This window comes from Sulfitobacter sp. HGT1, assembly GCF_013282155.1.
Classification (GTDB): Bacteria; Pseudomonadota; Alphaproteobacteria; order Rhodobacterales; family Rhodobacteraceae; genus Sulfitobacter.
The window spans coordinates 68,648-92,914 of record NZ_BLWI01000004.1; the positions used below are offsets into that span (position 1 = coordinate 68,648).

The 24,267-nt window shown below is 58.3% G+C and carries 20 protein-coding genes and 1 tRNA gene; 17 read left to right on the top strand and 4 right to left on the bottom strand.

The window, feature by feature from the left end:
- Positions 1-55: 55 nt before the first annotated feature.
- From HGT1_RS04425 to HGT1_RS04450, 6 genes are read left to right on the top strand one after another with little or no spacing between them, the layout of a single operon-like run.
- Complete coding sequence (locus HGT1_RS04425) at positions 56-622, top strand: nuclear transport factor 2 family protein (RefSeq protein WP_176248727.1); 567 nt, start codon at positions 56-58, stop codon at positions 620-622.
- Positions 619-2,313, top strand: coding sequence for a hydantoinase B/oxoprolinase family protein (locus HGT1_RS04430; RefSeq protein WP_176248728.1), 1,695 nt, complete (start codon positions 619-621; stop codon positions 2,311-2,313). Before HGT1_RS04425 ends, HGT1_RS04430 begins: the two co-directional genes overlap by 4 nt.
- Positions 2,310-4,376 (top strand): hydantoinase/oxoprolinase family protein, encoded by a 2,067-nt coding sequence (locus tag HGT1_RS04435; RefSeq protein WP_176248729.1) that lies wholly within the window; start codon positions 2,310-2,312, stop codon positions 4,374-4,376. Before HGT1_RS04430 ends, HGT1_RS04435 begins: the two co-directional genes overlap by 4 nt.
- Complete coding sequence (locus tag HGT1_RS04440) at positions 4,373-4,975, top strand: cysteine hydrolase family protein (RefSeq protein ID WP_176248730.1); 603 nt, start codon at positions 4,373-4,375, stop codon at positions 4,973-4,975. Before HGT1_RS04435 ends, HGT1_RS04440 begins: the two co-directional genes overlap by 4 nt.
- Entirely contained in the window at positions 4,972-5,832 is an 861-nt protein-coding gene (locus HGT1_RS04445; protein ID WP_176248731.1) for an oxaloacetate decarboxylase, read from the top strand. Before HGT1_RS04440 ends, HGT1_RS04445 begins: the two co-directional genes overlap by 4 nt.
- A complete protein-coding gene (locus HGT1_RS04450; protein ID WP_176248732.1) occupies positions 5,819-7,186 on the top strand; it encodes an FAD-dependent oxidoreductase in 1,368 nt (455 codons plus the stop codon). The genes HGT1_RS04445 and HGT1_RS04450 overlap by 14 nt, the downstream gene beginning before the upstream one ends.
- On the opposite strand, the gene HGT1_RS04455 is transcribed toward HGT1_RS04450, so the two are convergent.
- Together HGT1_RS04455 and HGT1_RS04460 are read right to left on the bottom strand one after the other, a co-directional pair.
- A complete protein-coding gene (locus HGT1_RS04455; protein ID WP_176248733.1) occupies positions 7,183-8,277 on the bottom strand; it encodes a ParB N-terminal domain-containing protein in 1,095 nt (364 codons plus the stop codon). The two genes, HGT1_RS04450 and HGT1_RS04455, sit on opposite strands and share 4 nt — an antisense overlap.
- Positions 8,264-9,664, bottom strand: coding sequence for an AAA family ATPase (locus HGT1_RS04460; RefSeq protein WP_176248734.1), 1,401 nt, complete (start codon positions 9,662-9,664; stop codon positions 8,264-8,266). The genes HGT1_RS04455 and HGT1_RS04460 overlap by 14 nt, the downstream gene beginning before the upstream one ends.
- A gap of 527 nt (positions 9,665-10,191) precedes the next feature.
- On the opposite strand from HGT1_RS04460, the gene HGT1_RS04465 reads away from it, so the two are divergent.
- The 6 genes from HGT1_RS04465 to HGT1_RS04490 all read left to right on the top strand — a co-directional run bounded on the left by HGT1_RS04465 (position 10,192) and on the right by HGT1_RS04490 (position 16,573).
- Entirely contained in the window at positions 10,192-11,373 is a 1,182-nt protein-coding gene (locus HGT1_RS04465; protein ID WP_176248735.1) for a replication initiation protein, read from the top strand.
- Between the two features lie 42 nt (positions 11,374-11,415).
- Positions 11,416-11,492, top strand: a tRNA-Arg gene (locus HGT1_RS04470).
- A gap of 269 nt (positions 11,493-11,761) precedes the next feature.
- Complete coding sequence (locus HGT1_RS04475) at positions 11,762-13,414, top strand: glucan biosynthesis protein (protein WP_176248736.1); 1,653 nt, start codon at positions 11,762-11,764, stop codon at positions 13,412-13,414.
- Positions 13,411-13,626, top strand: coding sequence for a hypothetical protein (locus HGT1_RS04480; RefSeq protein WP_176248737.1), 216 nt, complete (start codon positions 13,411-13,413; stop codon positions 13,624-13,626). The genes HGT1_RS04475 and HGT1_RS04480 overlap by 4 nt, the downstream gene beginning before the upstream one ends.
- A gap of 3 nt (positions 13,627-13,629) precedes the next feature.
- Positions 13,630-15,429: a glucans biosynthesis glucosyltransferase MdoH gene (gene mdoH, locus HGT1_RS04485; protein ID WP_176248738.1), complete on the top strand. Its 1,800-nt coding sequence runs from the start codon at positions 13,630-13,632 to the stop codon at positions 15,427-15,429.
- Positions 15,430-15,442: 13 nt separating this feature from the next.
- The gene (locus HGT1_RS04490; RefSeq protein WP_176248739.1) at positions 15,443-16,573 is read left to right on the top strand and encodes an OpgC family protein; all 1,131 of its coding nucleotides are present in this window, start codon (positions 15,443-15,445) and stop codon (positions 16,571-16,573) included.
- A gap of 5 nt (positions 16,574-16,578) precedes the next feature.
- Here HGT1_RS04490 and HGT1_RS04495 read toward each other — a convergent pair whose 3' ends face one another.
- Positions 16,579-18,465 (bottom strand): FAD-dependent monooxygenase, encoded by a 1,887-nt coding sequence (locus tag HGT1_RS04495; RefSeq protein WP_176248740.1) that lies wholly within the window; start codon positions 18,463-18,465, stop codon positions 16,579-16,581.
- Positions 18,466-18,559: 94 nt separating this feature from the next.
- On the opposite strand from HGT1_RS04495, the gene HGT1_RS04500 reads away from it, so the two are divergent.
- The 5 genes from HGT1_RS04500 (at position 18,560) to HGT1_RS04520 (ending at position 23,477) form a co-directional block, all read left to right on the top strand.
- A complete protein-coding gene (locus HGT1_RS04500; RefSeq protein WP_176248741.1) occupies positions 18,560-19,003 on the top strand; it encodes a MarR family winged helix-turn-helix transcriptional regulator in 444 nt (147 codons plus the stop codon).
- Between the two features lie 43 nt (positions 19,004-19,046).
- Complete coding sequence (locus tag HGT1_RS04505; protein ID WP_176248742.1) at positions 19,047-20,327, top strand: flavin-dependent oxidoreductase; 1,281 nt, start codon at positions 19,047-19,049, stop codon at positions 20,325-20,327.
- A 119-nt stretch (positions 20,328-20,446) separates the two neighbouring features.
- A complete protein-coding gene (locus HGT1_RS04510) occupies positions 20,447-21,208 on the top strand; it encodes an SDR family NAD(P)-dependent oxidoreductase (protein WP_176248743.1) in 762 nt (253 codons plus the stop codon).
- A 24-nt stretch (positions 21,209-21,232) separates the two neighbouring features.
- The gene (locus HGT1_RS04515; RefSeq protein WP_176248744.1) at positions 21,233-22,393 is read left to right on the top strand and encodes an acetyl-CoA C-acetyltransferase; all 1,161 of its coding nucleotides are present in this window, start codon (positions 21,233-21,235) and stop codon (positions 22,391-22,393) included.
- A 106-nt stretch (positions 22,394-22,499) separates the two neighbouring features.
- Positions 22,500-23,477 (top strand): nitronate monooxygenase family protein, encoded by a 978-nt coding sequence (locus HGT1_RS04520; protein WP_176248745.1) that lies wholly within the window; start codon positions 22,500-22,502, stop codon positions 23,475-23,477.
- A 55-nt stretch (positions 23,478-23,532) separates the two neighbouring features.
- On the opposite strand, the gene HGT1_RS04525 is transcribed toward HGT1_RS04520, so the two are convergent.
- On the bottom strand, positions 23,533-24,267 hold a 735-nt coding region (locus tag HGT1_RS04525; protein WP_255200091.1), incomplete at its 5' end, for a peptidase.

Consider the following 24,267-nt stretch of genomic DNA (forward strand, 5'->3'; position numbering starts at 1 on the left):
TATGCATATGAAATAATCTGTATTACAAAAAATACAGCTTAGCCAAGGAGACCACATGCCCGTTATCGAGCTTCACGTCATGCAAGGATATAGCGACAGCGACAAATCCCGCCTTTGCGAGGCCCTGACCCATGCGGTGCGAATCGTGGTTCCCGCCCCACCCGAAGCCGTGACAGTGATGATTCACGATCTGGATCCTTCAGGCTACATGCGCGGTGGCCAACACCGCACGCCGGCCCCTGCCCTCCCAGATCCGATCACTTTGGTGCGCGACTATCTGACCGCCATGGAAGCGCGTGACATCGACAAGGCCGCCGACATGCTGGGCGCAGGGTTCACCATGACTTTCCCCGGCACCGCGCCGATGACCCAGCTGCAACAACTGATCGACTGGGCAAAACCCCGCTATAAATTCGTCACCAAAACCTATTCCGGCTTTGAGGCCCTGCAAACACCGGGCGACGCTGCCGTTGTATATTGCCGTGGCACGCTGTCGGGCGAATGGCCCGATGGCACGCCCTTTGAGGGCATCCGGTTTATTGACCGTTTTGAACTTACCGACGGCCACCTGACACGGCAGGACGTCTGGAACGATATCGCAGAGACAAAGGCAAACCCATGACCCAAGACATTGACCCGATCACGCTCGCCGTTCTGGCCGGACGGATGGAACAGATCGCCGACGAGATGGACGCGACCCTGTTTCGTGCTGCCTTTAACCCCATTATCGCCGAGGCGCATGATGCATCCCACGGGCTGTACCATGCTGTATCGGGCGATACGCTGGTGCAGGGGAAATCCGGCCTGCCGATCTTTGTCGGGGTGATGTCATTTGCCGTAAAGGCCGTGATCGACAAGGCCGCCGAAAACGGTGATCTGGAAGACGGCGATATCTATATCTTCAACGATGCCCATCTTGGTGGCACGCATCTAAGCGATATGCGCCTTGTTAGACCCTATTTCCACGACGGAAAGCTGTTTTGCTACCTCGCGTCAGTCGGGCACTGGCATGATGTGGGCGGCGCTGTACCTGGCAACTATAACCCCGCTGCCACCGATGCGTTTCAAGAAGCCTTTGTGTTGCCCCCCGTCCGGCTGGCCAAGGCCGGCACCATTCAGACAGACATCATCGACATCCTGATGCGCAACACCCGTCTGCCGCAATCCGCTCAGGGTGACCTGAACGGGCAACTTGGGGCCCTGGACCTTGGGGTAAAGCGTCTGGATGAACTGTTGGCCGAATACGGTGCCGACACCGTGCGCGCAGCACTGGATGCGCTTGGCGACCGGGCCGAGGTTCTGATGCGGTCCGAACTGACCGACCTGCCCGATGGCCGTTGGGAAGCCGAGGATTTTCTGGATAACGACGGTATCACCGATGTCCCGCTGAAGATCAAAGTCGCGCTCGAGATCAGCGGCGACACCATGACGCTCGATTTCGCAGGCACTGCCGATCGCTGTGCGGGGCCCGTGAACATCGCGCTGCCCACAGCCGTGGCCACGGCTTACGTTGCAATCAAACACATCTTTCCCAGCTTGCCCGCAAACGCCGGTGTGATGCGCCCGATCAAGGTCAATATCCCGGATGGCTCGCTGCTCTCTGCGCCCTTCCCTGCCCCCGTTGGCGGTTATACAGAGACTATTTTGCGCATGATCGACGTGATTTTTGCCGCGGCCTCCCAGGCAGCCCCCGACCGCGTCGTCGCCAATGCCTATGGCACGATCAACGCGCTTTCCATCTCGGGGAAACGTGCGAACGGGCAACCTTGGGTGATGTTCAGCTTCTATGGCGGCGGGCATGGCGGGTCGATTGAAACTGACGGGCTGAACCACGGCAACGCGCCGATTTCCACCGCAACCATTCCCCCGATGGAAATTCTGGAGGCAGCGTATCCCGTGATGTTCAAACAATGGGCGCTGCGTCCCGATAGTGCCGGCGCGGGTATGCACCGTGGCGGCATGGGGGCCACCTACGAGATCGAGGTGCTGGAGGAATCGGCCACGGCGTTCTTGTTCGGTGAACGCGGGCGTTTTGCCCCCAAGGGGGCTGCGGGTGGCGGCGATGCTGCGATGAACGTCTTTGCCTATGAACAGGACGACGGCTGGCACAATCCGCCGATGGCGTCAAAAATGGTCGGGATCAAACTGCAACGCGGCCAATCCGTGCGGCTCGATACGCCCGGCGGTGGCGGCTATGGCCCCGCAGCGGATCGCGCCCCTGCTGATGTCGCACGTGATGTTGCGGGCGGGCTGCTCAGCGACGCTTACGCCACAGAAACATATGGCCCCGCTTGGAAAGAGGTATCGCTATGACCAGTTCAAACCGCATGATCGGCGTCGATGTTGGCGGCACTTTCACCGATATTTTCGTTCTGGACGAAGCAACCGGTATCGCCGAAGTGGCCAAGGTACCCACCACGCGCCCCGACCAATCGGGCGGCTTCCTCAGCGGGATCAGCCAGCGGGTGGATGATCTGTCGACCGTTTCAGTCGTTGTGCACGGCACCACGGCCGGCACCAACGCGCTGCTTGAACGCAAAGGAGCCAAAATCGGGGTGATTACCACAATGGGTCTGCGCGACGTGCTTGAAATGCGCCGCCGCGACCGCCCCCGCACATGGGGCCTGCGCGGTGATTTCACCCCCGTTGTCGACCGCGCGCTCCGGCTTGAGGTGCCTGAACGGACCCTCGCCGATGGTACCATCCGCACACCTGTTGATCTGGATGCAGTCCGTCAGGCCGCGCAGCAGTTGATTGACGATGGTTGCCTTGCCTGCGCGATCCTATTCGCAAACAGCTATGCAAATGCCGAAAACGAACGCCTTGCCGTCGAGGCAGTACGTGCCATGTGGCCAAATGCCCATGTGTCCGCCTCCTCCGAGATTTTGCCAGAAATACGCGAATTCGAACGGTTCTCCACCACAGCCCTCAACGCCTATCTGCAACCCGAAGTTTCGGGGTATTTGGCGAGGTTAGAGACTGCTTTGAAAGACGGCGGCTTTGCTGGGGAGTTCATGATCGTCCAGTCGAACGGGGGTGTCATGGATGTCGATACCGCCGCCAAACTGCCCGTGCGCACCGCCCTGTCCGGCCCTGCGGCTGGCGTGATTGCTGCCGGATATATCGCGCAGGCGGCCGGTTACCCTGATGTCATCACGGGTGACATGGGCGGCACGTCTTTCGACGTCAGTCTGATCGCCAAGGGCAAATCAATGCTGTCGCCGCAAACATCGATTGATTTCGGCATGGTTGTCCGGTCTCCGATGATCGAAATCACCACAATCGGTGCCGGTGGCGGGTCTATCGCCTGGGTCGACAAGGGCGGCCTGCTGAACATCGGCCCAGAAAGCGCCGGGTCCACCCCCGGCCCCGTCGCCTATGGCCAGGGCAACACGCGCCCGACCGTGACGGATGCCAATGTGGTTCTGGGGCGCATTGACCCCGACAACCCGATCGGGGGCAAACTCGACCGTCTGGATGTCGAAGCGGCCAAGGCAGCGATCCTTGAACATGTGGGCAACCCCCTGAACCTTGACGCCCTGCAAGCCGCCGAAGCGATCCTGCGTGTTGCAAACAGCCGCATGGCCGGGGCGCTCCGTTTGGTCTCTATTGAACGGGGTTTTGACCCTAAACGCTTTGCCTTCATGCCTTTTGGTGGCGGTGGTGCCCTGCATTCCGGGGCCATGATGGACGAGGTCGGGCTGGCCCGGTCCATCGTCCCGCGCTATCCGGGGGTCACTTCGGCGATGGGCTGCGTGATCGCTGACATGCGGCAGGATTTCGTCCAAACGATCAACGCGACGCTTGCGGGCATAGACCTGCCCAACCTCACCGGCTTTATGCAATCTCATGTGGACAGCGGCCTTGCCACCCTTGATGCGGCCCGCACCCATTTCGAAGGGCGCGATACCGAATTCACCCTCGATATGGCCTATCTTGGGCAGACACATACCGTGGCGGTCACCCTTCCGGTGTCCGTGGTTGACGGAAAGGTCATTCCCCCCACCGAAGCAAGCATCGGCATCGCCTTTGATGACGCGTACCGTGCAACCTATGGGAGGCTGCTGAAAAACGGCACAAGACGGATCATCAACCTGCGCTCTGCCATCACAGGCCGGCGGCCGCGTTTTGATCTGGCCACGCTCGCCCCCAAAGGCGGCAGCGTTGAGGCGGCTTTCAAGGGCGTGCGTCAGGTGCATTTTGGGGATAGCTGGCATGAAACAAAGCTGTACAATCGTCTGGAACTGCCGGTAGGTGCCGAAATCGCAGGCCCTGCCATTCTGGAACAACCTGATACAACCGTGCTGATTGAACCCGGCCTTGTGGGCAAAGTCGACGCCTACGGGAACACGCTGATCGAAAGGGCCACGACATGACCCCATCATCCACGGCTTTGCTGACAATCGACCTGCAAAACGACTTTTTGCACCCTGAAGGGGCCTATGGCCGTGCCGGACAGGGCGCTGACAGCATTCTGGCCCTGCCCGACCGGATTGCCCCTGTAAAACAGGCTCTGACCCGCGCCGGAGGGACGTATATCTCGGCGCAATTCACGCTTGTTCCCGGACGCGACGGTGAACCCCTGATCGCCGCGCATCTGAAAAAGCTGCGCCCGTTTCTGACCAAAGGCGATTTTGCCCCGAACAGTTTTGGCCATGCCCTGGTCGATACGCTTGCACCAGCGGATTTCACCGTGGAAAAGGTCGCGTATTCAGCGTTTTATCAAACACGGCTGGAATATATATTACGTGCGATGAAGATCGACACGTTGATTATCGGCGGGATCGTGACCAACGGCGGTGTCGCCAGCACCGTGCGCGATGCGCATCTGCGCGACATACACACGATCTTGCTGTCCGACGGCTGCGCTGCCTTTAATGATGATGTTCATGATGCAACGCTGAAATCCTTGGGATCAGTGACTGAAATCGTATCTTGCGCCAGAGCAATTGCAATGATCGGAGAAGCGGCATGACCCTTCGCAAACGCCTGTCCGATCCGGAAATTCTGATCGCCCCCGGTGTCTATGACGGGCTGACCGCAGCCCTTGCCACCGATGCCGGTTTCGAAGCCCTGTACCTGTCGGGTGCGGCTGTCGCCTATACGCGCCTTGGCCGCCCTGATATCGGGCTCAGCACGGCATCGGAAATGACCGATACCATGGCCCTGATCGCAGACCGGACAGATCTACCGGTTATCATGGACGCCGACACCGGTTTCGGCAACGCCCTGAACGCAAGACGCACCATGCAAAGCTATGAACGCGCCGGTGCATCGGCCTTGCAGGTCGAAGACCAGACATACCCCAAGAAATGTGGGCACCTTTCCGATAAGTCATTGATAGGAAAGGATGAAATGTGCGGAAAGATCGCCGCGATGGCCGATGCACGGCGGCATGACACCTTGATCATCGCCCGCACGGACGCCATTGCCGTCGAAGGGTTCGATGCCGCGATTGACCGCGCTGGCAGTTATATCGAAGCAGGCGCAGACGTGCTGTTTATCGAAGCCCCGCGTGATAGCGGCGAACTGTCCAAGATCGCGGCAGCGTTCAAAGGTCGGGTGCCGCTGCTGGTTAATATGGTCGAAGGCGGGGCCACGCCGATATCTTCGGCCACAGCGTTGCAGGACATGGGGTTTGACATCGTCATCTTCCCGGGTGGCATCGTGCGCGCCCTGGCGAAAACGGCGCAGGAATATTACGCCAGCCTCAAAAATACCGGGTCCAACAAGGCATTTGCCGACCGGATGCATGATTTTGACGGTCTGAACGCTGCAATCGGCACACCGGAAATGCTGGCGATGGGGAAGAAATTTGATGGCAGCGCCTGATGTCTGCCCGCCCCCCGAAGCCTTTGAGCTAACGGTCGAAACCCTGATCATCGGCGCGGGTGCCTGCGGGATGGTGGCTGCCCTTGCCGCGCACGAAGCGGGTCAGGACGTGCTGCTGATCGAAGCCGATGCTGTCCCCACAGGGTCAACCGCACTAAGCGCCGGATTGATACCCGCCGCCGGGACCAAATTTCAGGCAAGCGCACAGATTGATGATACGCCTGCGCTTTTCGCCCGCGATATTCAGGCCAAAGCCCATGATGAAAACGACGCCGATCTGGTGGATGCGATGGCACGAACAGCCGGTCCCGTGATCGAATGGCTGGCCGATACCCATGGCCTGCCCTTTTCGCTGGTTACCGACTTTGACTATCCCGGACACAGCCGCCGCAGGATGCATGGCCTGCCCACACGATCGGGCCGGGAATTGATCGATGCCCTGCGCGCCCGTGTCGAAGCATTGGACATCCCCCTGATCTGCAACCGCCGCGCAACGCGGTTGTTCGCGGCAGGGTCGCATTTGTCAGGGGCGCAGCTTGCCGTCCCAGATGGCAGCATCGAAACAATCGGGTGTGACCGTCTGATACTGGCCTGCAACGGCTTTGGCGGGAACCGCGCGATGGTGTCCAAACATATGTCGGAAATCGACAATGCCGTCTGGTTTGGCCATGACGGAAACCGGGGCGAGGCGATCACTTGGGGCGAGGCCTTGGGGGCCAAAACGCGCCATCTGGGGGCGTATCAAGGGCACGGCAATGTCGCCCACCCCCATGGCATTTTGATCACCTGGGCCACGGTTACAGAAGGCGGCATTCAGGTGAATACCGATGGCGCTCGGTTCTGGAACGAGGCGCAGGGATATTCCGAAGCCGCCCGCGCTGTGTTGAGCCAGCCCGGTGGCATCGCATGGGTCATTTTTGATGCGCGGATCGCAGGGATCGCCCGGCAGTTCGAAGACTTCAAGAATGCCGAAAGCCAAGGCGCTGTGATCCGCGACGAAACCCTGGTTGGTTTGGCTGAAAAAACCGGCTTGCCCACCGGTGCATTGCGCCGGTCCATCGCCGATATTCCGGCCAATGGCACCGATGCTTTTGGCCGCACATGGCACCTCCCTGCCCTTGCCCCGCCGTTTTGCGCGGTCAAGGTCACTGGCGCGCTGTTTCACACCCAAGGGGGCCTCGAGGTTGATCCAGCCACCGCCAAGGTGCGGATGACGTCAGGTGGTGCCTTCGAGAACCTCTATGCCGCCGGTGGGGCTGCCTGCGGGGTGTCTGGGTCTGGTGACAGTGGCTATCTGTCGGGCAACGGCCTGCTGGCGGCCGTCACCTTGGGGTTCATCGCGGGTCACGGTTAACCCTTTTCCAGCTTTTCACGAATGTCCTGCATGATCGCTTCGATCATGTCGGTTGATGTGCCCCTGCCACTGATGCGGATCAGAAAGCCCTTGTCATCAAGTTCACGCTTGAGGGTAATGCCCGTCGCTGTCGTCAGGGTATCCTTGCCCTTCCAACCCGGCGCGGGGGGTGCCGCTTTGGGTCGGCCGCCTCTGCTCGGGTCGGGTGCCTCGCTTTGATGTTCTGACAGCACTTTTTCGATCAGCGCCCATTCGCTTTTGGGGTCACCCCCCTGCCCCGCGCCCAGCACATCGCGCAGCCGTGGCTCGGCACCGGCGCGCAGCCCCGCAGCCAGCCGCAGGCCGTCTTTCTCACGCATTGTCTCGGGGAACTCCAGCATATCGCCCAGCTCTTCAAAGATCATCGCAAAGGATTTGATCTTGCTTCGTTTAGCTTTGGACGCGGCGGCAAACATCTGCGAAACAGCATCTTCGGTCGAACCGAACGCGCCTTGTTGCGCGGCGATTGCAGCAATCCGGCCCCGCTCGTAATGGCTCAGGTCCTGGCGAATTTCGTTTTCTTCGACCATGGCAACAAAAGCGCCACCCATCTGGTCTGGGTCGCGCAGGACCGCCTTGATCACCTTGAACCTGACATCACCGCTGCGCGCATACAGGTTTTGCTGCGCAATCAAACGGCGGTATCCCGACAGCAACCCGTATTGCCGACCAGACGCCGACCCTTTGAGAGTGTATACCTCAATCGGCATGCGAAGCCCGTTGGCGTTGATCGAATGTTCAAGCTCGGCCATCGCTTCTTGGTCCAGAACGGTTCTGTCGCGCTGCATCGACAAGGGTTCGATTGCGTCGATCGGGATTTCGAAAATCAGCAGGCCCGCAGCATCAGCAGCGCGAAACTTTTGCGCCTCGGCGCTGTCGCGGGCCCGTGCGGCGCGCTCCTCTGTTGTGCCAGCCTCATAGGCATCTGCCGTATCAGCAGCCACCTGAGCGATTGGCGCAGCTGCGCGGGCAGGGGTTTCGCGGCGAAACTCTTCTTCGATACGGCTCATGTCATCCGCAGAGGGGGCTTCGAGTTTTCTACGCTTCGCCATTGTTCGCTTCCTCTTGCTTTAGTGCCTGCAAATCGCGCCACCATGTTCCCAGAACAACCTCTTTGACCTCAGCCCAAGTCCGGTCAAAGGTCTCGCGGCCACGGACATAGGTATCGCGGTTGAACTCCCGATAATCGGCCTCATAGATGCCGTTTACCTGCTCGCCGGCCTGCCCGACCATTGCGGTGACTTCCTGCCGGTAGGTCGTCATGAAATCTCCGAAATACGCCTGAATGACATTCGCCAGATCGGTCTGTTGCCCCGCATCAAAGCGGGTGATCAGCGCACGCACCGCGTCCCATTCGAACTTCATTTCCGACAGCCCTTCCTGACGTCGAATCCGGTTTTCACCTTCTTCGATGCTGGCAAAGGTCGAATAGAGCATATCAAAGAAACGGCCCGTTGAATCGAACTCGAGAAACGATGCACCAAGGGGCACCAACAAGATATCAGCGGCGGCCAACGCATTGATCGTCAGATACCCGAGGGCAGGGGGCGTATCGATAAAGATCAGGTCGTACTCGTCCATCGCCCCTTCGGAGGACAGCGCATTGGTGAGCGCATCCCACAGGGGCCAGGACTTGACCTGCATCCGCCAGACCGGCACCTGAAACTCTGCCCAGTACAAATTCAACTGCGCACCAATCAGGTCGATATTAGGCCAATGGGTCGGCTGGATCAGGTTTCGCGGCGAAACCTTGAGGCTTTCGGTCAGGGTCTCGTCAAGCGGCAGCTCTGGTGCTCCACGCGCCCGGCGCACCGCGTTTTCATCTTGCAAGTGGCGGGCGAAATCCTTGGCCAGCAGGGGGAAGGCTGTCGACCATTCATCCGGCACATCACCGCCCATGATAGAGGTCATCGACCCCTGACTGTCCAAGTCGATCACCAGAACCTTGTACCCGTCAAGCGCGGCCGACATGGCCAGATGGGCGCATGTTGATGTCTTGCCGACACCGCCCTTGAAATTCGCAACCGAGATAATTTTTGCCGGCAACCCTTCGGGACGCCAGGATTTATATTGCTTGTTTGATGCCCCTTCGGTCGCGAAATGCTCCCGCAGTTGCAGCACCTCTTCGAGGGTGAACCATTTCGATCCAGCCTCTCCGCTGCCTTGGGGCAGGTCCGGGTGCGCCTTTAACACGCGGCGCAGATGGGCAGGGGCGACATCAAGCAGATAGCGGCATATTTCCCATGTGGAAAACTTGCGCAGGCGCTTCTTGCCATCCGGGGCATATCCACGGCGGGCAAGATCATCCCGACCTTTGCTGGCAAATGCAGCGGCTTTCGCGAATCGTGCGGTATCGATAGGATCAGACAGACGCGCTGCTGCTGCTTCTGGATCGATATTGAAATACGACGGTGTCGGTGCTTTGGGAGTGGATGACATATGTCCTCGGCCATGTATGCGAAACAAGTGAGTATCCGCTTATCTATCGCACATCATACGGCTTATGTGAATCTGAATCCGGTTAATTCTGCGTACCTTGGGAATTCAATCAAAGAAACACCACATATAAGTGTAAGAGTCTTTAGTCTCTTTAAGATGTTTGCTGCGGATAGTTTGAATTAATTCAATGCGTTAACTGCATATGGGTGCCTGAATACAGGCTGAAAGGTACCATTGAACAGGTCAAAGGGTGCCTGAATACGGTAGAACAGGCACCGATTCGCAGGAAGAAGGGTGCCGATCTCCGGTGGGCTGGTGATTAGGGTCTAATTTCCCCTCATTAGGGTCTGTTCGCCAAATCAGTCTTTCGGGCCGTCCCGTAAATTGGCACCTTAACCATCGAATTCCGAGGCAGAGCGCCCCTGATGAAAGGCACCCATCGTCGTATTGCTTTGAGGTGCCTTTTAACGCAAACTGTACGCGAGGCAACAGATCGGACGCGAATCCGACAGCCAAGGGGCAGAGCGATGAAACGACAGGATATTGATATCCCCAAAGACCGGCTGACCGGTGTCCTGCGACGCGGGGCGGTCAAAAAACACGTGGCGGCGATTCATGTGTCGGGTAAACTGACGCTGCTGCAACGCAAGTTGAGCAACGTATTGTTGCTGAACGCCTATGACACGCTGACCAGCCAACAGGTCCACATGATCGACGCGCGCACCTTGTGTCTGATGATCGGCTATAATTCCAACGATATGGATACGCTGAAACAGTCCTTGCGCGGGCTGGCTGAAACCGTGGCGGAATGGGATATGCTGGATGATAAGGGCCAGCAGGAATGGGGCGTTTCCAGCTTGCTGAGCTATGCCAAGCTGAAGGGCGGGGTATGTGAATATGCGTATTCCCCTGCATTAGCGTCTAAACTGAACGACCCTAAAGTGTTCGCGCTGATCAATTTGAACATCCAGCGCCGGTTCACCAGCGGTCACGCCTTGGCGCTCTATGAGAATTGCTATCGGTTTGTTCGCACGGGCAGCACCGGCTGGTGGTCGCTTGATCTGTTCCGGCGGCTTATGGGGGTCGAAGACAGCGCCTATTACGCGGTCTACAAGCAGCTGAACGCCAAGATCATCAAACCCGCCGTGGCCGAGGTGAACAAAACGTCGAACATTGTGGTCACGCCTGAAATTCGCAAACGCGGGCGGGCGGTCACGGATATTCGGTTCAAGATCACCGAAAACCCGCAGCTTGCCATTCTGGATCTGGATGACGGTGAAGGCGTGCGTAAATCGGATGTTTACAGCCGGTTGCAAGCCTTGGGGGTCAGCGACCGTCTGGCGCGCCAGTGGATCGCCGAACATGGCGAGGATCATGTTGGCGACAAGATTACCTATGTGGCGGGGCAGGGGGGCGTGCAAAACCCCGTGGGTTACCTGACAGCAGCGCTGCGCGACGATTTCAAGGCCGAAGCCCCCGTTGCCAAACCGACCAGCGCCCGCGCAAAGCTGTTGGAGCGGGTGCGCGATCTGGTTGCCGCACGCACGCCCACACAGCGCGATGCCGACCGGCGGCTGTTTATGTCGATGATCGACACGGCTGATGCGCGGGCGGACTTTGAACGGCACGGATGGATGTCGGCGCTGAACACCAAAGCGATCAAGGCATTCTGGCAAGACCTGCATCCTGACGCATTTGATGATATTTAGCTTTGATCATCTCAATCAAAATAGGTATGAGCATTTCACAACGGTCCCGTAGCTCAACTGGATAGAGCACCTGACTTCTAATCAGGATGTTGGGGGTTCGAGTCCTCCCGGGATCGCCAATGGTTTGGCAACTGTCGTTTTCGCGGTGCCGACGTTGCTTTTACTTCCCTCATGACCTGTTGCCGCCCAAAAAAGCCGCAAGCGAGCTAAGACCTGCCAGTTTACGCGGGGGTCTCATGCGAAAACTCGCCTGTTCTCAAGCGGTTCGGCATATTTATGTGGCGGTGCAGCGAAACCGGACATATTGGGTCACAGACCATGCATTCTCCCCGCGACTCAGTCGTTTGTGCAGGGTACCAGCCTTCTTCAATTTAGTTATTGGGTTTCAATGTCTATAAAATCCAGGTCTTCGCAAACGGGCCTCCTGCATCCCAGCCGCCGGGCTGTCTTGGGCGCTCTCTCCAGTTCTGTTGCCGCTGTCGCTTTTACGCACGGTGCTTTTGCGCAGGATGATGTAACGCGTGTTTCACCAGCGCAGCAGGGCGCGGTTGAAACACAATCCCCCGCCATTGCTGCCCCGCTGCCGTTTTCCTTTGACTGGCTTGATGCACGCATGAAAGAGGCGGCGCAGGCAGAATATGTTGCACCATCCGATGCCCCCGAAGTCATCGCTGACCTTGATTACGATGACTACCGCAAGATCCAGTTTGACCCGAAACGTGCCCGTTGGGCGGATAATGGGGTGTTGTTCCACCTGCACGCGTTCCATCCCGGCTGGCTGTACAAACAAACCGTCGCCGTTCACGAAGTGGTCGATGGAATTCAAACCCCGATGGAATTTTCGACCGACGATTTCCTGTATTATGACGACCTTGCCCCGGGCGTGCCGCAGCATGTCCCGTTACCGGGTGTGGCCGGGTTTCGCCTGAATACCTCCCTGAACCGGGCTGATATGTTTGATGAACTGGTCGCCTTTGCCGGGGCGTCCTATTTCAGGGCATTGGCGCGCAACAGCAGCTACGGTCTTTCGGCGCGTGGTCTTGCGATCAACACCGGGCTTGGCGGCGAAGAGGAATTTCCCCGCTTTACTGCGTTCTGGCTTGAACGCCCGAATGCAGGCCAGGAAGACGTTGTGATGTATGCGTCGCTTGACAGCCCGTCATGCACCGGTGCGTACAAGTTTGTCATTCGACCCGGGGCGGAGACGACCATTGATGTCACCGCCAAGCTGCATTTTCGCAAGGACGTGGAACAGTTGGGTGTCGCTGCGCTGACCTCGATGTTCCTGTTTGATGAAAAGAACAGTGATACCTTCGATGATTACCGACCGCAGGTTCATGACAGCAACGCCTTGATGGTGGTGCGGACGGATGGAGATGTGTTGTGGCGCCCGCTGAACAACCCGCCCCGTCTGGGCAGTACCTATCTTAACGAACCCAACCTCAAATCATTTGGCCTGATCCAGCGGGACCGCGATTTTACCGATTACCAAGACGCCGGTGCGCAGTATCACGACCGCCCTTCGGTATTGATTGAACCGCAAGGGGATTGGGGTGTTGGCGCGATCCGTCTGGTCGAGATCCCTTCGGACCTTGAGGGTAACGACAATATCGTCAGCTTTTGGGTGCCGTCCGAAATGCCGCGCGCAGGCGAAAGCCGCGACTATTCCTATCGGTTGCGGTGGGGTACGCTTGGCACCAACCGTGACGGTGATCGTGCATGGATTGTCAGCACGCTCGCAGGCAAGGGCGGGACATCAGGCGTGTCCGGCACCAAGGAATCGCTGCGCAAATTTGTCATCGATTTTGACGGCGGCTTGATGGCCGATCTGCCCGCAGACGCCAAGATGGAACCCGTCGTCACCTTGTCACACGGCAAGATCCAGCATATCGCCCTGTCCAAAATCGAAAACACCACCAAGTGGCGGTTGGTTATTGATGTAGATGGCGAAAACGAGCGTCTGGTGGAGCTTGTCGCCCATGTGGCCGGTTATGGCCGCAAGTTGACCGAAACCTGGATTTACCAATGGATGCGCCCATGACGACCCAACGCTCAGGTGCCCTGATGTCCGATATTTCTGTGTGTGAAAGCCGCACCGCGCTGATTTTGCGCGACGCGGCTTTGCCGGATGCGCCCATGGCCATGCCCCAGCAGGTGATCGAAATGGCACATATTGCCGTGACAGAGACCAAGCTGCGGCGGTTTCTGGCTGGTGTGATCCAAAGCTTCGGCCCCGCGGCGCGCGGCCGCTAAGAGATGAATACCAAGACGTCCCCAGGCGGCGTGCTTTCGGCACGTGTCTTTGCATTGGTTGTCAGCATTGGCCTTGGGGCCGGTGCCGCTGCGCTGTTTTTGCAGTTTGGCGCGGCTGACGGTTATCAATGGGTCGATGGTGTCCGGTCTGCTTTGGTGTTTATCACAACGTTCTGGCTGGCATGGGGTGCCGTGCAATCGGTCGAGGGATTGGTCGCCAGCCGCAGACCCGCCCCGCCGATGACTACGCCGATTACCACCCGCACTGCGATTTTGATGCCCGTCTATAACGAAGACCCCGCCGCAGTCTTTGCGCGGGTTGCTGCTATGGATGATGCGATTGCACGGCATGGTCTGACGGAACATTTCGATTTTGCCATTCTGTCAGACACGCAAAATGATCAATTGGGCGCAGAGGAAGAACGCTGGTTCGTGCATCTGTGGGACGACCGCGCCCAAGATGCCCGCAAGGCGCAGGGCAAAGCCGTGCGGTTCTTTTACCGCCGCCGCCGCCGCAACACGGGGCGCAAGGCGGGCAATATCCAGGACTTCTTTGAAACGTCTGGGGCGAATTACGATTTTGCCCTTATTCTGGATGCCGATAGTTTGATGGATGGGGCCACTATGGCCGAAATGGTCCGCCGGATGCAGGCCGACCCGAAATTGGGCCTGCTGCAAACCCTGCCACGGATCATCAACGCGCATTCCCGGTTTGGCCGCGCGATGCAATTCGCCGCCGGATTCTATTCGCCTGTCTTTGCCCAGGGTCAGGCGGCGATGCAGGGGTCGACAGGCGCATTCTGGGGGCACAATGCGCTGGTTCGGGTGCGTGCCTTTGCCGAAAGCTGTGCCTTGCCCGAACTGTCCGGCCCGCCGCCTTTCGGGGGGCATATCCTGAGCCATGATTATGTCGAAGCCGCGCTTTTAGCGCGGGCGGGCTGGTCGGTGCGCGTCGATCCCGACCTTGACGGTTCCTTTGAGGAGGGGCCGGAAAATATGATCGACTTTGCCAAACGGGATCGGCGCTGGTGTCAGGGAAACCTGCAACATATCCGCGTGATTTCTGCGCCCGGGCTGAAAGCATGGTCACGGTTCGCGTTTTTCCAAGGCATCCTGAGCTATATCGCACCGCTGTTTTGGATGATGTTTCTTGCATCGAACCTGTATGCCACCGCGACGGCACCCGAGCCGGATTTCTTTCCCGAACCGTTCCAGTTGTTTCCCGTCTTTCCGTCCGACCAGACATCAAAGGCGGTCGGTGTGGCGGTGGGTGTTTTCGGGCTTTTGGTGCTGCCCAAGGTGTTGATCCTGCTGGATGCGGTGTTGCGCGGGCGGGTGGCGCAATTTGGCGGTGCAGTGATTGCAATGCGCGGGATGCTGCGTGAATTGTTGCTGTCGTCGATCAACGCGCCGATCATGCTGATGTGGCAAACACGCGCGGTGTTGCAAGTGCTGTCGGGGCGTGACGGGGGCTGGCCTGCGCAGACCCGCGGTGACGGCCGGCTGACGCTGATCGAAGCCTTTGCGGCTGGTTGGTGGATTCAGCTTTGGGGGATCGGGGTGATCTTCCTGACGCATGTTTTTGCCTCTGACCTTTTGATGTGGGTATTGCCGATCGGTATTCCGTTGCTGTTGGCCCCGCTCGTGATCTGGCTCAGCTCGCACCCCTCGGACGGGCCGGTGTTTCTGACACCCGAAGAAGCCGCGCTGCCGCAGGTGGTCGCGGATCATCAGCGGATCATGGGCAAATGGTTGGACAGATCAGCCGCATCCCTTGCCCCTGCCGCACAAATTTCTGCCTGAACGGTCTGGATCTATGCCTCACACAAACCTTTCTGCGTCTTCGCGCGATCCGCGTCTCGATTTCTTTCGCGGGCTGGCGCTGGTGATGATTTTCATCAACCACGTTCCCGGCAACCCGCTGGAGCCGTTTACCAACCGGAATTTCGGCTTTTCCGATGCCGCCGAAGGGTTCGTTTTCATGTCCGGTATGGCGGCAGGTCTGGCCTATCCGATGGCGTTTGTCCGTTTGCCGCTGTGGCGTGCAGTTGCCAAATGCTGGGGGCGGGCCTGGACGCTGTATTCGGTGCATCTGGTGATTACGATGATCAGTTTGGCGATCATGATGGGCGCTGCCTATTGGTTTGGTGCCGAACAAATGTGGGAGGTCAACAATGTCGCCCCATGGATCGGCGCGCCCGTTCAGGCGACCATTGGCATCGCGACCTTGGGGCATCAATTCGGGTATTTAAACATCCTTCCCATGTACGCCGCGCTGTTGTTGATGACGCCGGTCATGATCCTGATCGCACAACGGAGCATGTGGATCATGCTGGCAGCGTCGTTCCTGTTATGGATCATGACCGGCGAAATGCGGCTGAACATTCCTGCATTCCCGAACGAAGGCGGGTGGTTCTTTAACCCCTTTGCATGGCAGTTTCTGTTCGCCATCGGTCTGGGTGCCGGAATGCGGTTGAAAGACGGGCAGCGCCTTGTTCCGGATGTGGGCTGGGCGAAATGGGGGTCTTTGGCGGTTTTGATTCTTGCGCTGGCGTGGGTGAAAATCGAAAGCGTGCAGCTTCTCGGGCGCGGCGGGCTGGGGCATCTGCGTGACGTCGGTTTCCCGTTTTATATCGCGGATTTCGACAAGACCTTTCTTGCCGCCCCGCGGTTGCTGCATATTCTGGCGCTGGTTTATTTCCTGTCGACCCAAAGCTGGGTCACGCGCCTGTCTGCCAGCCGCTGGGTCTGGCCGATCGAATTGATGGGGCGTTTCGGTCTGGCCTGTTTTGCACTGGGGACGGTTTTGTCGATCCTTGGCCAGTCGATTAAAGCGGCGCTGATCAATGATCCCTGGATATTTGATATGAGCTTTGTTTTTGCCGGGCTTGCCCTGCAAATGGTGTTTGCCCGTATCAAATGGCAGTTGGCACAAAAACCGGCCTGACGGGGTTAGTTCCCCGTTTGTGGTTTTAGAACAGACGCGAAAAAGCGCGTGATTCCATCATGTGCGTCCAGTGGCAGAATTTGGGCGATGTATTGATCCGGTCGGACAATCGCGATGCAGCCGTGTTTCCGGTCAATCCCGCGCATGTCAAAGATGTCTGCGGAAGGGTCGGCGCTGAACGTCTTTTCATAATCCGTGAGCCCGTATTTGCCTTTCTTCGGTAAAAGCAAGGGCGGAAGGCTGCGCAGGTTCAGATCACGGTGGGGGGCTTGATAGATCGCCCTGACATCAATCACTGAATCACCGTCTGCCCCAGCGGGGGTCGCCCAAGTCAAAGGCGAGATATCAGAGCCTAAATAGCCACATAGGATCGTTAGATCGTGATCTTGCCCGGCAAAGGCGAGAATGCGCCAGCGGCCATCGGCCTTGAGCATGTGACCCAGTTGCACCGTCTTGGCATCGGCAATGCGGATCACGGGGGCAGAGTGAAACCGCATCCCTACCGTCAGACCGGTCGCCAGACTTTGGTGCCGCGCATCCCCGACCACCAGCGACGGTGCGTAATGCACGGATGTTCCAGCGGTGAAACGGCCCTGCTTTTGGAAGTAGCGCTGGAATTCAGCCGGATCAACAGTGTCTTCCTGCGTGGTATTGCCGGAAGCGGGGCGGGCGCTGAACATCTTGGCAAAGGCGCGATCAAAATCGATCAGCTCTTGCGCGATGGCCTGGCGTTCGGCTGAATAGCTGCGCAGGATCGTCGGATCAGACTGCCCGCGCAGGACGGCCGCTATTTTCCAACCCAGATTGAACGCATCCCCCATGGAAACGTTCATGCCTTGGCCCGCCTTGGGGCTGTGGGTGTGGCCCGCGTCACCCGCGATAAATACCCTCGGGTTCGTGTCTGTTTCAGCATCATCAAACTGATCGCACAGCCGTTGACCGATCTCGTAAACCGACCACCAAGCGACCTGTTTCACGTCAAGCGTATAGGGGGCCATGATCCGGCGGGCTGCTGCGATCAGTTGCGGTTCGGTGATGCCCTTTTGCGAGACCCGTTCGTCGGCATTCAGTTTGTCCAGCTCGATATACATGCGCACCATGTAGCCGCCTTCGCGCGGGATAATCAGGACCGACCCTTCGGAGGCGGAATGGATCACGGATTTAAGTCGAATGTCGGGAAAGTCGGTTTCCACAAGCACATCCATCACGCCCCATGCCTGATTGGCCGCATCGCCCACAAGGTCACGCCCGATTGCGTGGCGCACCCCGCTGCGGGCACCATCACACCCAATGACATAGCGCGTTTGGATGGTTTCGGTGACAGGCTGGGCCCCGCTTGGCGCGTGTTCGATGGTAACTGTGACGGGGAAATCAGCACTGTCATCGCGGGTCAGCCCGATGAATTTGCGGTCGTAATGCGGTTCAAGCCGTCGCGGGCCTTGCCGCATCACATCTAGATAAAAGTCATGCACCCGCGCCTGGCTTAGGATCACATGGGGCATTTCGGACAAACCTTGTTCGGTGTCTTCGATGCGGCCACTGCGGGCGATATGATTGGGGTGCGTGACATCGGGTTTCCAGAATGTCGTCTCGTTCACCCAATAGGCTTCGCGCAGCACATATTCGGCAAATCCGAAGGCCTCGAACATCTCGACCGACCGGCAGGCGATCCCGTCAGCCTGACCGATCTGCAAGGGCCCGGATTTCTGGTCGATGATGCAGGTGGAGATATCAGCGAAAGCGGATAATTGCGCAGCAAGGGTCAGGCCAGCAGGGCCGCACCCGACGATCAACACATCGACCTGAGCAGGGGGCGTCGCGGGATGGCCTGCGCCGACGGGTTCGGCGACATGAGGGTTGCCGGGGTGAAAGCCGTTCAGGTGGTACTGCATATGCCGCTCCAATCTAATATGTATACTTATCATATAGGGGCTTTGCGCGGCAGTGTCAATTTGGTAAGTATGCTTATTACCAAAGAGGTGGCACATGTCCCTGAGCCTAATGCCCGGCCATTTGATCCGGCGGTTACACCAAATTTCGACGGCGGCATTTGCCGATCACCTGAAAGCGGCAGGGATCGACATGACCTCGGTTCAGTTCGCGGCCTTGCACACCATCTGCGACACGCCGGGGGTTGATCAGGCCACGCTCGCGCTGCGCATTGCCTATGACCGCGCAACCATCGGGGGGGTCGTCGACCGGTTGGAGCGTAAAGGCTGGGTGACCCGCACCGTGAACCCCGACGACAAGCGCGCGAGACAGGTTGCGCTCACCAAGGAGGGGCAGGACGTGTTGCGCAAAGTCACCCCGATTGTCACCGCCTTGCAGGACGATATTCTGGGCGGGCTGTCTGATGCCGAACGCGCACAGTTTGTCGCGCTGGCCAGCAAGGCGGTTCGCCTGCAGGACGGGTTTGACCCATCGCGATGATCTGCTAACAGATCGTAACTTTTGTACAAAGGCGGTAAATACAATGTCCCAACCTCATGTTCTGATTGCCGGTGGTGGCATTGGCGGGCTGGCGCTTGCCTTGACCCTTGACCAAATCGGGGTGCGCAGCACCGTGTTTGAATCGGTCCGCGAATTGAAACCTCTGGGCGTCGGGATCAACATTCAACCCAATGCCGTGCGCGAATTGTTTGATCTGGGGATCACGGCTGCCGATCTGGACAAAGTCGGACTGCCCGCGCGGGAATGGGCCTTGGTTGGTCAGCAGGGGCAGGAAATATACGCAGAACCCCGCGGCACCGAAGCGGGCTATAACTGGCCCCAATACGCGGTGCATCGCGGCAAGCTGCATATGATGCTGTACGACACGCTGATTGCCCGGGCGGGCAAGGATGCGGTGCAATTGGGGGCAAAGGTTACCGGATACAGTCAGAACGCTGATGGCACAGTCGCCGCTCAGATCACCCGTGCCGACGGGCGCGAGGCTGTGGAAACGGGCACATTGCTGATCGGCGCAGATGGTATTCATTCGGCGATCCGCGCGCAGATGCACCCCGATCAGCCGCCGATCCACTGGGGCGGTGCCTTGATGTGGCGCGGCACAACACGGGCGAAACCCAGCCGGACGGGATCGTCCTTTATCGGGTTGGGTACACATCTGCAAAGGATGGTGATTTATCCGATCTCGGATGTTGATGATCAGGGCTTTGCCGACATCAACTGGATCGCCGAAGTCACCTTTGATGAAACCGAAGACCGCAAAAGCGGCTGGTACAAGCCTGCCAAGGTGTCCGATTTCAGCCACCATTTCGAAGGGTGGACCTATGATTGGCTTGACGTGCCTGCGTTGTTGCAAGGTGCCGAAATCGCCTATGAAAACCCGATGATCGACCGTGACCCTGTGGATACCTGGGTTGATGGGGGCGTTGCCTTGATGGGCGATGCGGCCCATGCGATGTATCCAACGGGGTCGAACGGGGCCAGTCAGGCAATCATTGATGCGCGCACCATCGGGGCGATGATGTTGCAACATGGTGTGACCCCGGCGGCGTTGAAAGCCTATGATGACGCGCTGTGTGCGCCGGTGTCAGAGCTGATCTTGCGCAACCGTGGTTCGGGTCCGTTTGGTTTGCTGAATATGGTGAACGATCGCTGTGGCGGAGAGTTTACAGATATCAACGATGTCGTGTCGCTTGAGGAACGCAATGCTTTCATGGCCCGCTACAAAGCAGCGGCCGGTTTTGCGATAGAACAGTTGAACAACGCGGAACCGACAATCGCGCAGGGGGCTAGGGTAAAGGGCTGACGGCCTTAGCGTTATTCTGCACCTTTCTGCCTTTTGGATTGAATTCCCCGACAGCCCGCGCAACATTCCCCTGAATCTGAAATATGCGGGCCATGCGGCCCGCCAAGGGGGGACTGCACATGCAACTTCAAGGACAAGCGGCGATTGTAACCGGGGGCGCGTCGGGCCTGGGCGGGGCGACAGCCGAAATGCTGGCCAAGGCCGGTGCCAAAGTCGCGATTTTCGACATGAACGCCGAGATGGGCGAAGCCAAAGCAGCCGAAATCGGTGGAAAATTCTTCAAGGTGAACGTGACGGATGAAAATGCTGTCGCCACTGCGATTGCGGATGCCGAAGGTGTGCATGGCAAGGCGCGTATCTTGGTGAATTGTGCGGGCATCGGGCCACCAGCCAAAGTTGTCAGCCGCGAAGGCGACGCGCTGCCGTTGGAAAGCTTTGCAGGGGTGATCAATGTCAACCTGTTGGGGTCGTTCAACGTTTTGTCGAAATTTGCCGCCGCATTGCACAAGGCCGACCCGATTGGCGAAGAGCGTGGCGTTATCATCAACACCGCATCTGTTGCGGCATTTGACGGGCAGATCGGGCAGGCTGCTTATGCTGCGTCCAAGGGCGGTATTGTCGGGATGACCCTGCCAATCGCCCGCGAATTGGCGCGCTATGGCATTCGCGTGATGACCATTGCGCCGGGCCTGTTCCTGACGCCGCTTCTGGCCAGCTTGCCTGAAGAAGCGCAAGTTTCCTTGGGTGCGCAAGTGCCGTTCCCCAGCCGTTTGGGGGATCCTTCGGAATACGCCAAAATGGTCGGTGCAATTATCGACAACCCGATGCTGAACGGCGAAACGATCCGCCTTGATGGCGCGATCCGCATGGCACCGAAATAACCATTTTCCGGGAGGGGAAAACCTATGGCTAATGCATATATCGTTGAAACGGTCCGGACTGCTGGCGGACGGCGCGGGGGGGCTTTGCGTGATTGGCACCCTGCAAATCTGGGGGCCGAGGTGCTGAATGCACTGGTTGCGCGCAGTGGCATTGATGGGGCGGCGATTGACGATGTGATCGTCGGGTGTGTGACCCAGGCGGGTGAACAGTCTTTTGCCTTTGGGCGCAACTGTGTGCTGGCGTCGAACCTGCCGCAATCGGTGCCGGCCGTCACGATCGACCGTCAATGCGGCAGTTCACAGCAAGCGGTGCAATTTGCTGCGCAAGCTGTGATGTCGGGGACCCAAGATGTTGTCGTGGCGATGGGTGTCGAAAGCATGACGCGTGTGCCGATGATGTCGAACGTGACATTGCATGCCAAGGCGGGATTGGGCGAGGGGCCCTTTAGCGACCGTATCGCAGAACGCTTTGGCACCAAGAATTTCAGCCAGTTTATCGGGGCCGAGATGATTGCGCAAAAGCACGGCTTTAACCGCGAAGAGCTGGACAGCTTTGCGCTGGAAAGCCACCGTCGGGCAACCGCGGCCCGCAATGCAGGGGCGTTTGATGCTGAAATCGTGCCGCTTGCAATCGAAGGCGGGATGCATACCCGCGACGAAGGTATCCGCGATGATGCAACGTTAGAGTCTATTTCGAACGTAAAACTGCTGGATCCGAACGGTATGATCTCGGCTGCGAACGCCTCGCAGATTTGCGATGGTGCGGCGGGTGTGCTAGTCGTGTCCGAGGCAGCATTGAAGAAATATAACTTGACCCCCAAGGCGCGGATCGTGAACCTGACTGTGACTGCCGGTGATCCGGTTATCATGCTCGAAGAACCGCTGCCTGCCACGGACCGTGCTTTGGAACGCGCAGGTATGAAGATCGACGACATTGACCTGTTCGAAGTCAACGAAGCTTTTGCGCCGGTTCCCATGGCGTGGCTCAAGCACACCGGGGCGGATCCTGAAAAGCTGAACGTGAATGGTGGCGCGATTGCGCTTGGCCATCCGTTGGGTGCGTCAGGTGCGCGGTTGATGACGACGCTGGTGCACAGCCTGCATGCGCAGGGCAAGAAATACGGCCTGCAAACCATGTGCGAAGGTGGTGGTATCGCTAACGTCACCATCATCGAGGCTGTTTAGAGCCTGAAACTTCAGAGGCGGGGGGTGACGGACGCAACGTTTGTCATTCCCTAATCTGCCGCGCCCTGACAAGTTACAGGTAAAAGAACACTTCCCGGAGGAACCCATGACGCTACCTGCCCTATTCGACACTCTGCGTATTCCGCTGATTGGCAGCCCGCTGTTCATCATTTCAAACCCTGATCTGGTGATCGCACAATGTAAGGCGGGGATCGTCGGCAGTTTTCCCGCGCTGAACGCCCGCGAAGCCGACGGCGAACCGATCGAGCTGGACCGATGGTTGACCCGCATCAAGGAAGAGTTGGACCGCCATAACCAGGCGAACCCAGATACCCCGGCAGCGCCCTATGCGGTGAACCAGATCGTGCATAGATCCAACGCGCGACTGGAACGCGATGTCGAGATTTGCGTGAAACACGAAGTGCCGTTGTGGATCACGTCCCTGGGCGCGCAGAACTGGCTGAACGATGCGGCGCATGGTGCGGGTGGCGTGGTGTTGCATGACGTCATCAACAACCGCTTTGCTCACAAAGCGATTGAAAAAGGTGCCGATGGTCTGATCGCTGTGGCGGCCGGGGCAGGGGGGCACGCGGGTGCGTTGTCGCCGCTCGCGTTGATTCAGGAAATTCGCGAATGGTTCAACGGGCCGCTGTTTTTGTCGGGTGCGATTGCACGCGGTGACAGCATTTTGGCGGCGCAAGCCATGGGTGCCGATGGCGGCTATGCCGGATCGGCGTTTATTGCCACGACAGAGGCAAACGCAGACGAGCGGTACAAGCAGATGATCGCGGATTCAGGGGCGTCCGATATCGTCTATTCCGATCTGTTCACGGGCGTTTGGGGTAACTATCTGAAACCGTCTATCGAGGCGCAGGGCATGGACCCCGACAACCTTGAACGGTCCGATCCGTCGAATATGGATTTCGGGGCCGACCGTCAAAAGCCCAAAAGCTGGAAAGAGATTTGGGGCGCGGGCCAAGGGATCGGTGCGGTGAAATCTGTCATGCCGGCAGCCGATGTGGTGGAACGCTTTGCCACTGAATACGCGGCTGCGCGCAAGCGCCTGTGCGAGCAAACTGCCTAAGCGCCTGCTTGGAAACAAAGGGACTGCCGCGGTCAAGACTGCGGCAGTTTTCCGTTTAGCTGTCGGTTGTGCGTTTGCCGGATTCAATATCGTAGGAAGGCAACGTCTGGAACGCCGATTTCAACGCATCGCCCCAACCTTTTGAAATCGACTGATACATCGGGTCTTCGGATTCGATGCGGGTCTTGCTTGCGACCTCGAAGGTGTTGTTTTCATAAGTCTGCACATCAATGGGCAGCCCGACCGACAAATTCGCCTTGAGCGTTGAATCAAACGACACCAACAGCAGTTTCACGGCATCTTGCAGGCTCATATCCGGCTCGTAGGCGCGCACAAGGATCGGTTTGCCGTATTTGGTTTCACCAATCTGGAAAAAAGGCGTATCTTCGGTAATCTCGATGAAATTGCCTTCGGGATAGACCAGAAACAGGGTGGGCATGCCGCCTTGGATTTGACCGCCGACGATTACGGTCGCTTGAAAGCTGGCCGCCGACATCTGGCCTTTGCTTTGCACGTCGAGAATGACCTCGCGCAGGGTTTGACCGACCAGCCGTGCAACCTGAAACATGGTTGGCGCACGTAGAATGCTGGGGTCACGTTCCATCGCGATTTTAGAGCGTTCTTCCAGCAGGCTGATCAGCGATTGCGTTGTGGCAAGGTTGCCCGCCGTCATGATCGTGATCAGGCGTTCACCGGGAACCTGAAAGGTAAACATCTTGCGTGTGGTGGAAAAGTTGTCGACGCCCGCATTGGTGCGGGTATCTGACATAAAGACCAGCCCTTGTTCTAA

Excerpts from the sequence above, each read along its gene's own strand:
- HGT1_RS04425 (WP_176248727.1), top strand. The coding sequence starts at position 56 with ATGCCCGTTATCGAGCTTCACGTCATGCAAGGATATAGCGACAGCGAC.
- HGT1_RS04480 (WP_176248737.1), top strand. The coding sequence starts at position 13,411 with ATGACGACCCAACGCTCAGGTGCCCTGATGTCCGATATTTCTGTGTGT.
- mdoH (WP_176248738.1), top strand. The coding sequence starts at position 13,630 with ATGAATACCAAGACGTCCCCAGGCGGCGTGCTTTCGGCACGTGTCTTT.
- HGT1_RS04455 (WP_176248733.1), bottom strand. The coding sequence starts at position 8,277 with ATGGCGAAGCGTAGAAAACTCGAAGCCCCCTCTGCGGATGACATGAGC.
- HGT1_RS04510 (WP_176248743.1), top strand. The coding sequence starts at position 20,447 with ATGCAACTTCAAGGACAAGCGGCGATTGTAACCGGGGGCGCGTCGGGC.
- HGT1_RS04450 (WP_176248732.1), top strand. The coding sequence starts at position 5,819 with ATGGCAGCGCCTGATGTCTGCCCGCCCCCCGAAGCCTTTGAGCTAACG.
- HGT1_RS04515 (WP_176248744.1), top strand. The coding sequence starts at position 21,233 with ATGGCTAATGCATATATCGTTGAAACGGTCCGGACTGCTGGCGGACGG.
- HGT1_RS04465 (WP_176248735.1), top strand. The coding sequence starts at position 10,192 with ATGAAACGACAGGATATTGATATCCCCAAAGACCGGCTGACCGGTGTC.
- HGT1_RS04460 (WP_176248734.1), bottom strand. The coding sequence starts at position 9,664 with ATGTCATCCACTCCCAAAGCACCGACACCGTCGTATTTCAATATCGAT.
- HGT1_RS04440 (WP_176248730.1), top strand. The coding sequence starts at position 4,373 with ATGACCCCATCATCCACGGCTTTGCTGACAATCGACCTGCAAAACGAC.
- HGT1_RS04430 (WP_176248728.1), top strand. The coding sequence starts at position 619 with ATGACCCAAGACATTGACCCGATCACGCTCGCCGTTCTGGCCGGACGG.
- HGT1_RS04495 (WP_176248740.1), bottom strand. The coding sequence starts at position 18,465 with ATGCAGTACCACCTGAACGGCTTTCACCCCGGCAACCCTCATGTCGCC.
- HGT1_RS04475 (WP_176248736.1), top strand. The coding sequence starts at position 11,762 with ATGTCTATAAAATCCAGGTCTTCGCAAACGGGCCTCCTGCATCCCAGC.
- HGT1_RS04505 (WP_176248742.1), top strand. The coding sequence starts at position 19,047 with ATGTCCCAACCTCATGTTCTGATTGCCGGTGGTGGCATTGGCGGGCTG.
- HGT1_RS04490 (WP_176248739.1), top strand. The coding sequence starts at position 15,443 with ATGCCTCACACAAACCTTTCTGCGTCTTCGCGCGATCCGCGTCTCGAT.
- HGT1_RS04445 (WP_176248731.1), top strand. The coding sequence starts at position 4,972 with ATGACCCTTCGCAAACGCCTGTCCGATCCGGAAATTCTGATCGCCCCC.
- HGT1_RS04520 (WP_176248745.1), top strand. The coding sequence starts at position 22,500 with ATGACGCTACCTGCCCTATTCGACACTCTGCGTATTCCGCTGATTGGC.
- HGT1_RS04435 (WP_176248729.1), top strand. The coding sequence starts at position 2,310 with ATGACCAGTTCAAACCGCATGATCGGCGTCGATGTTGGCGGCACTTTC.
- HGT1_RS04500 (WP_176248741.1), top strand. The coding sequence starts at position 18,560 with ATGTCCCTGAGCCTAATGCCCGGCCATTTGATCCGGCGGTTACACCAA.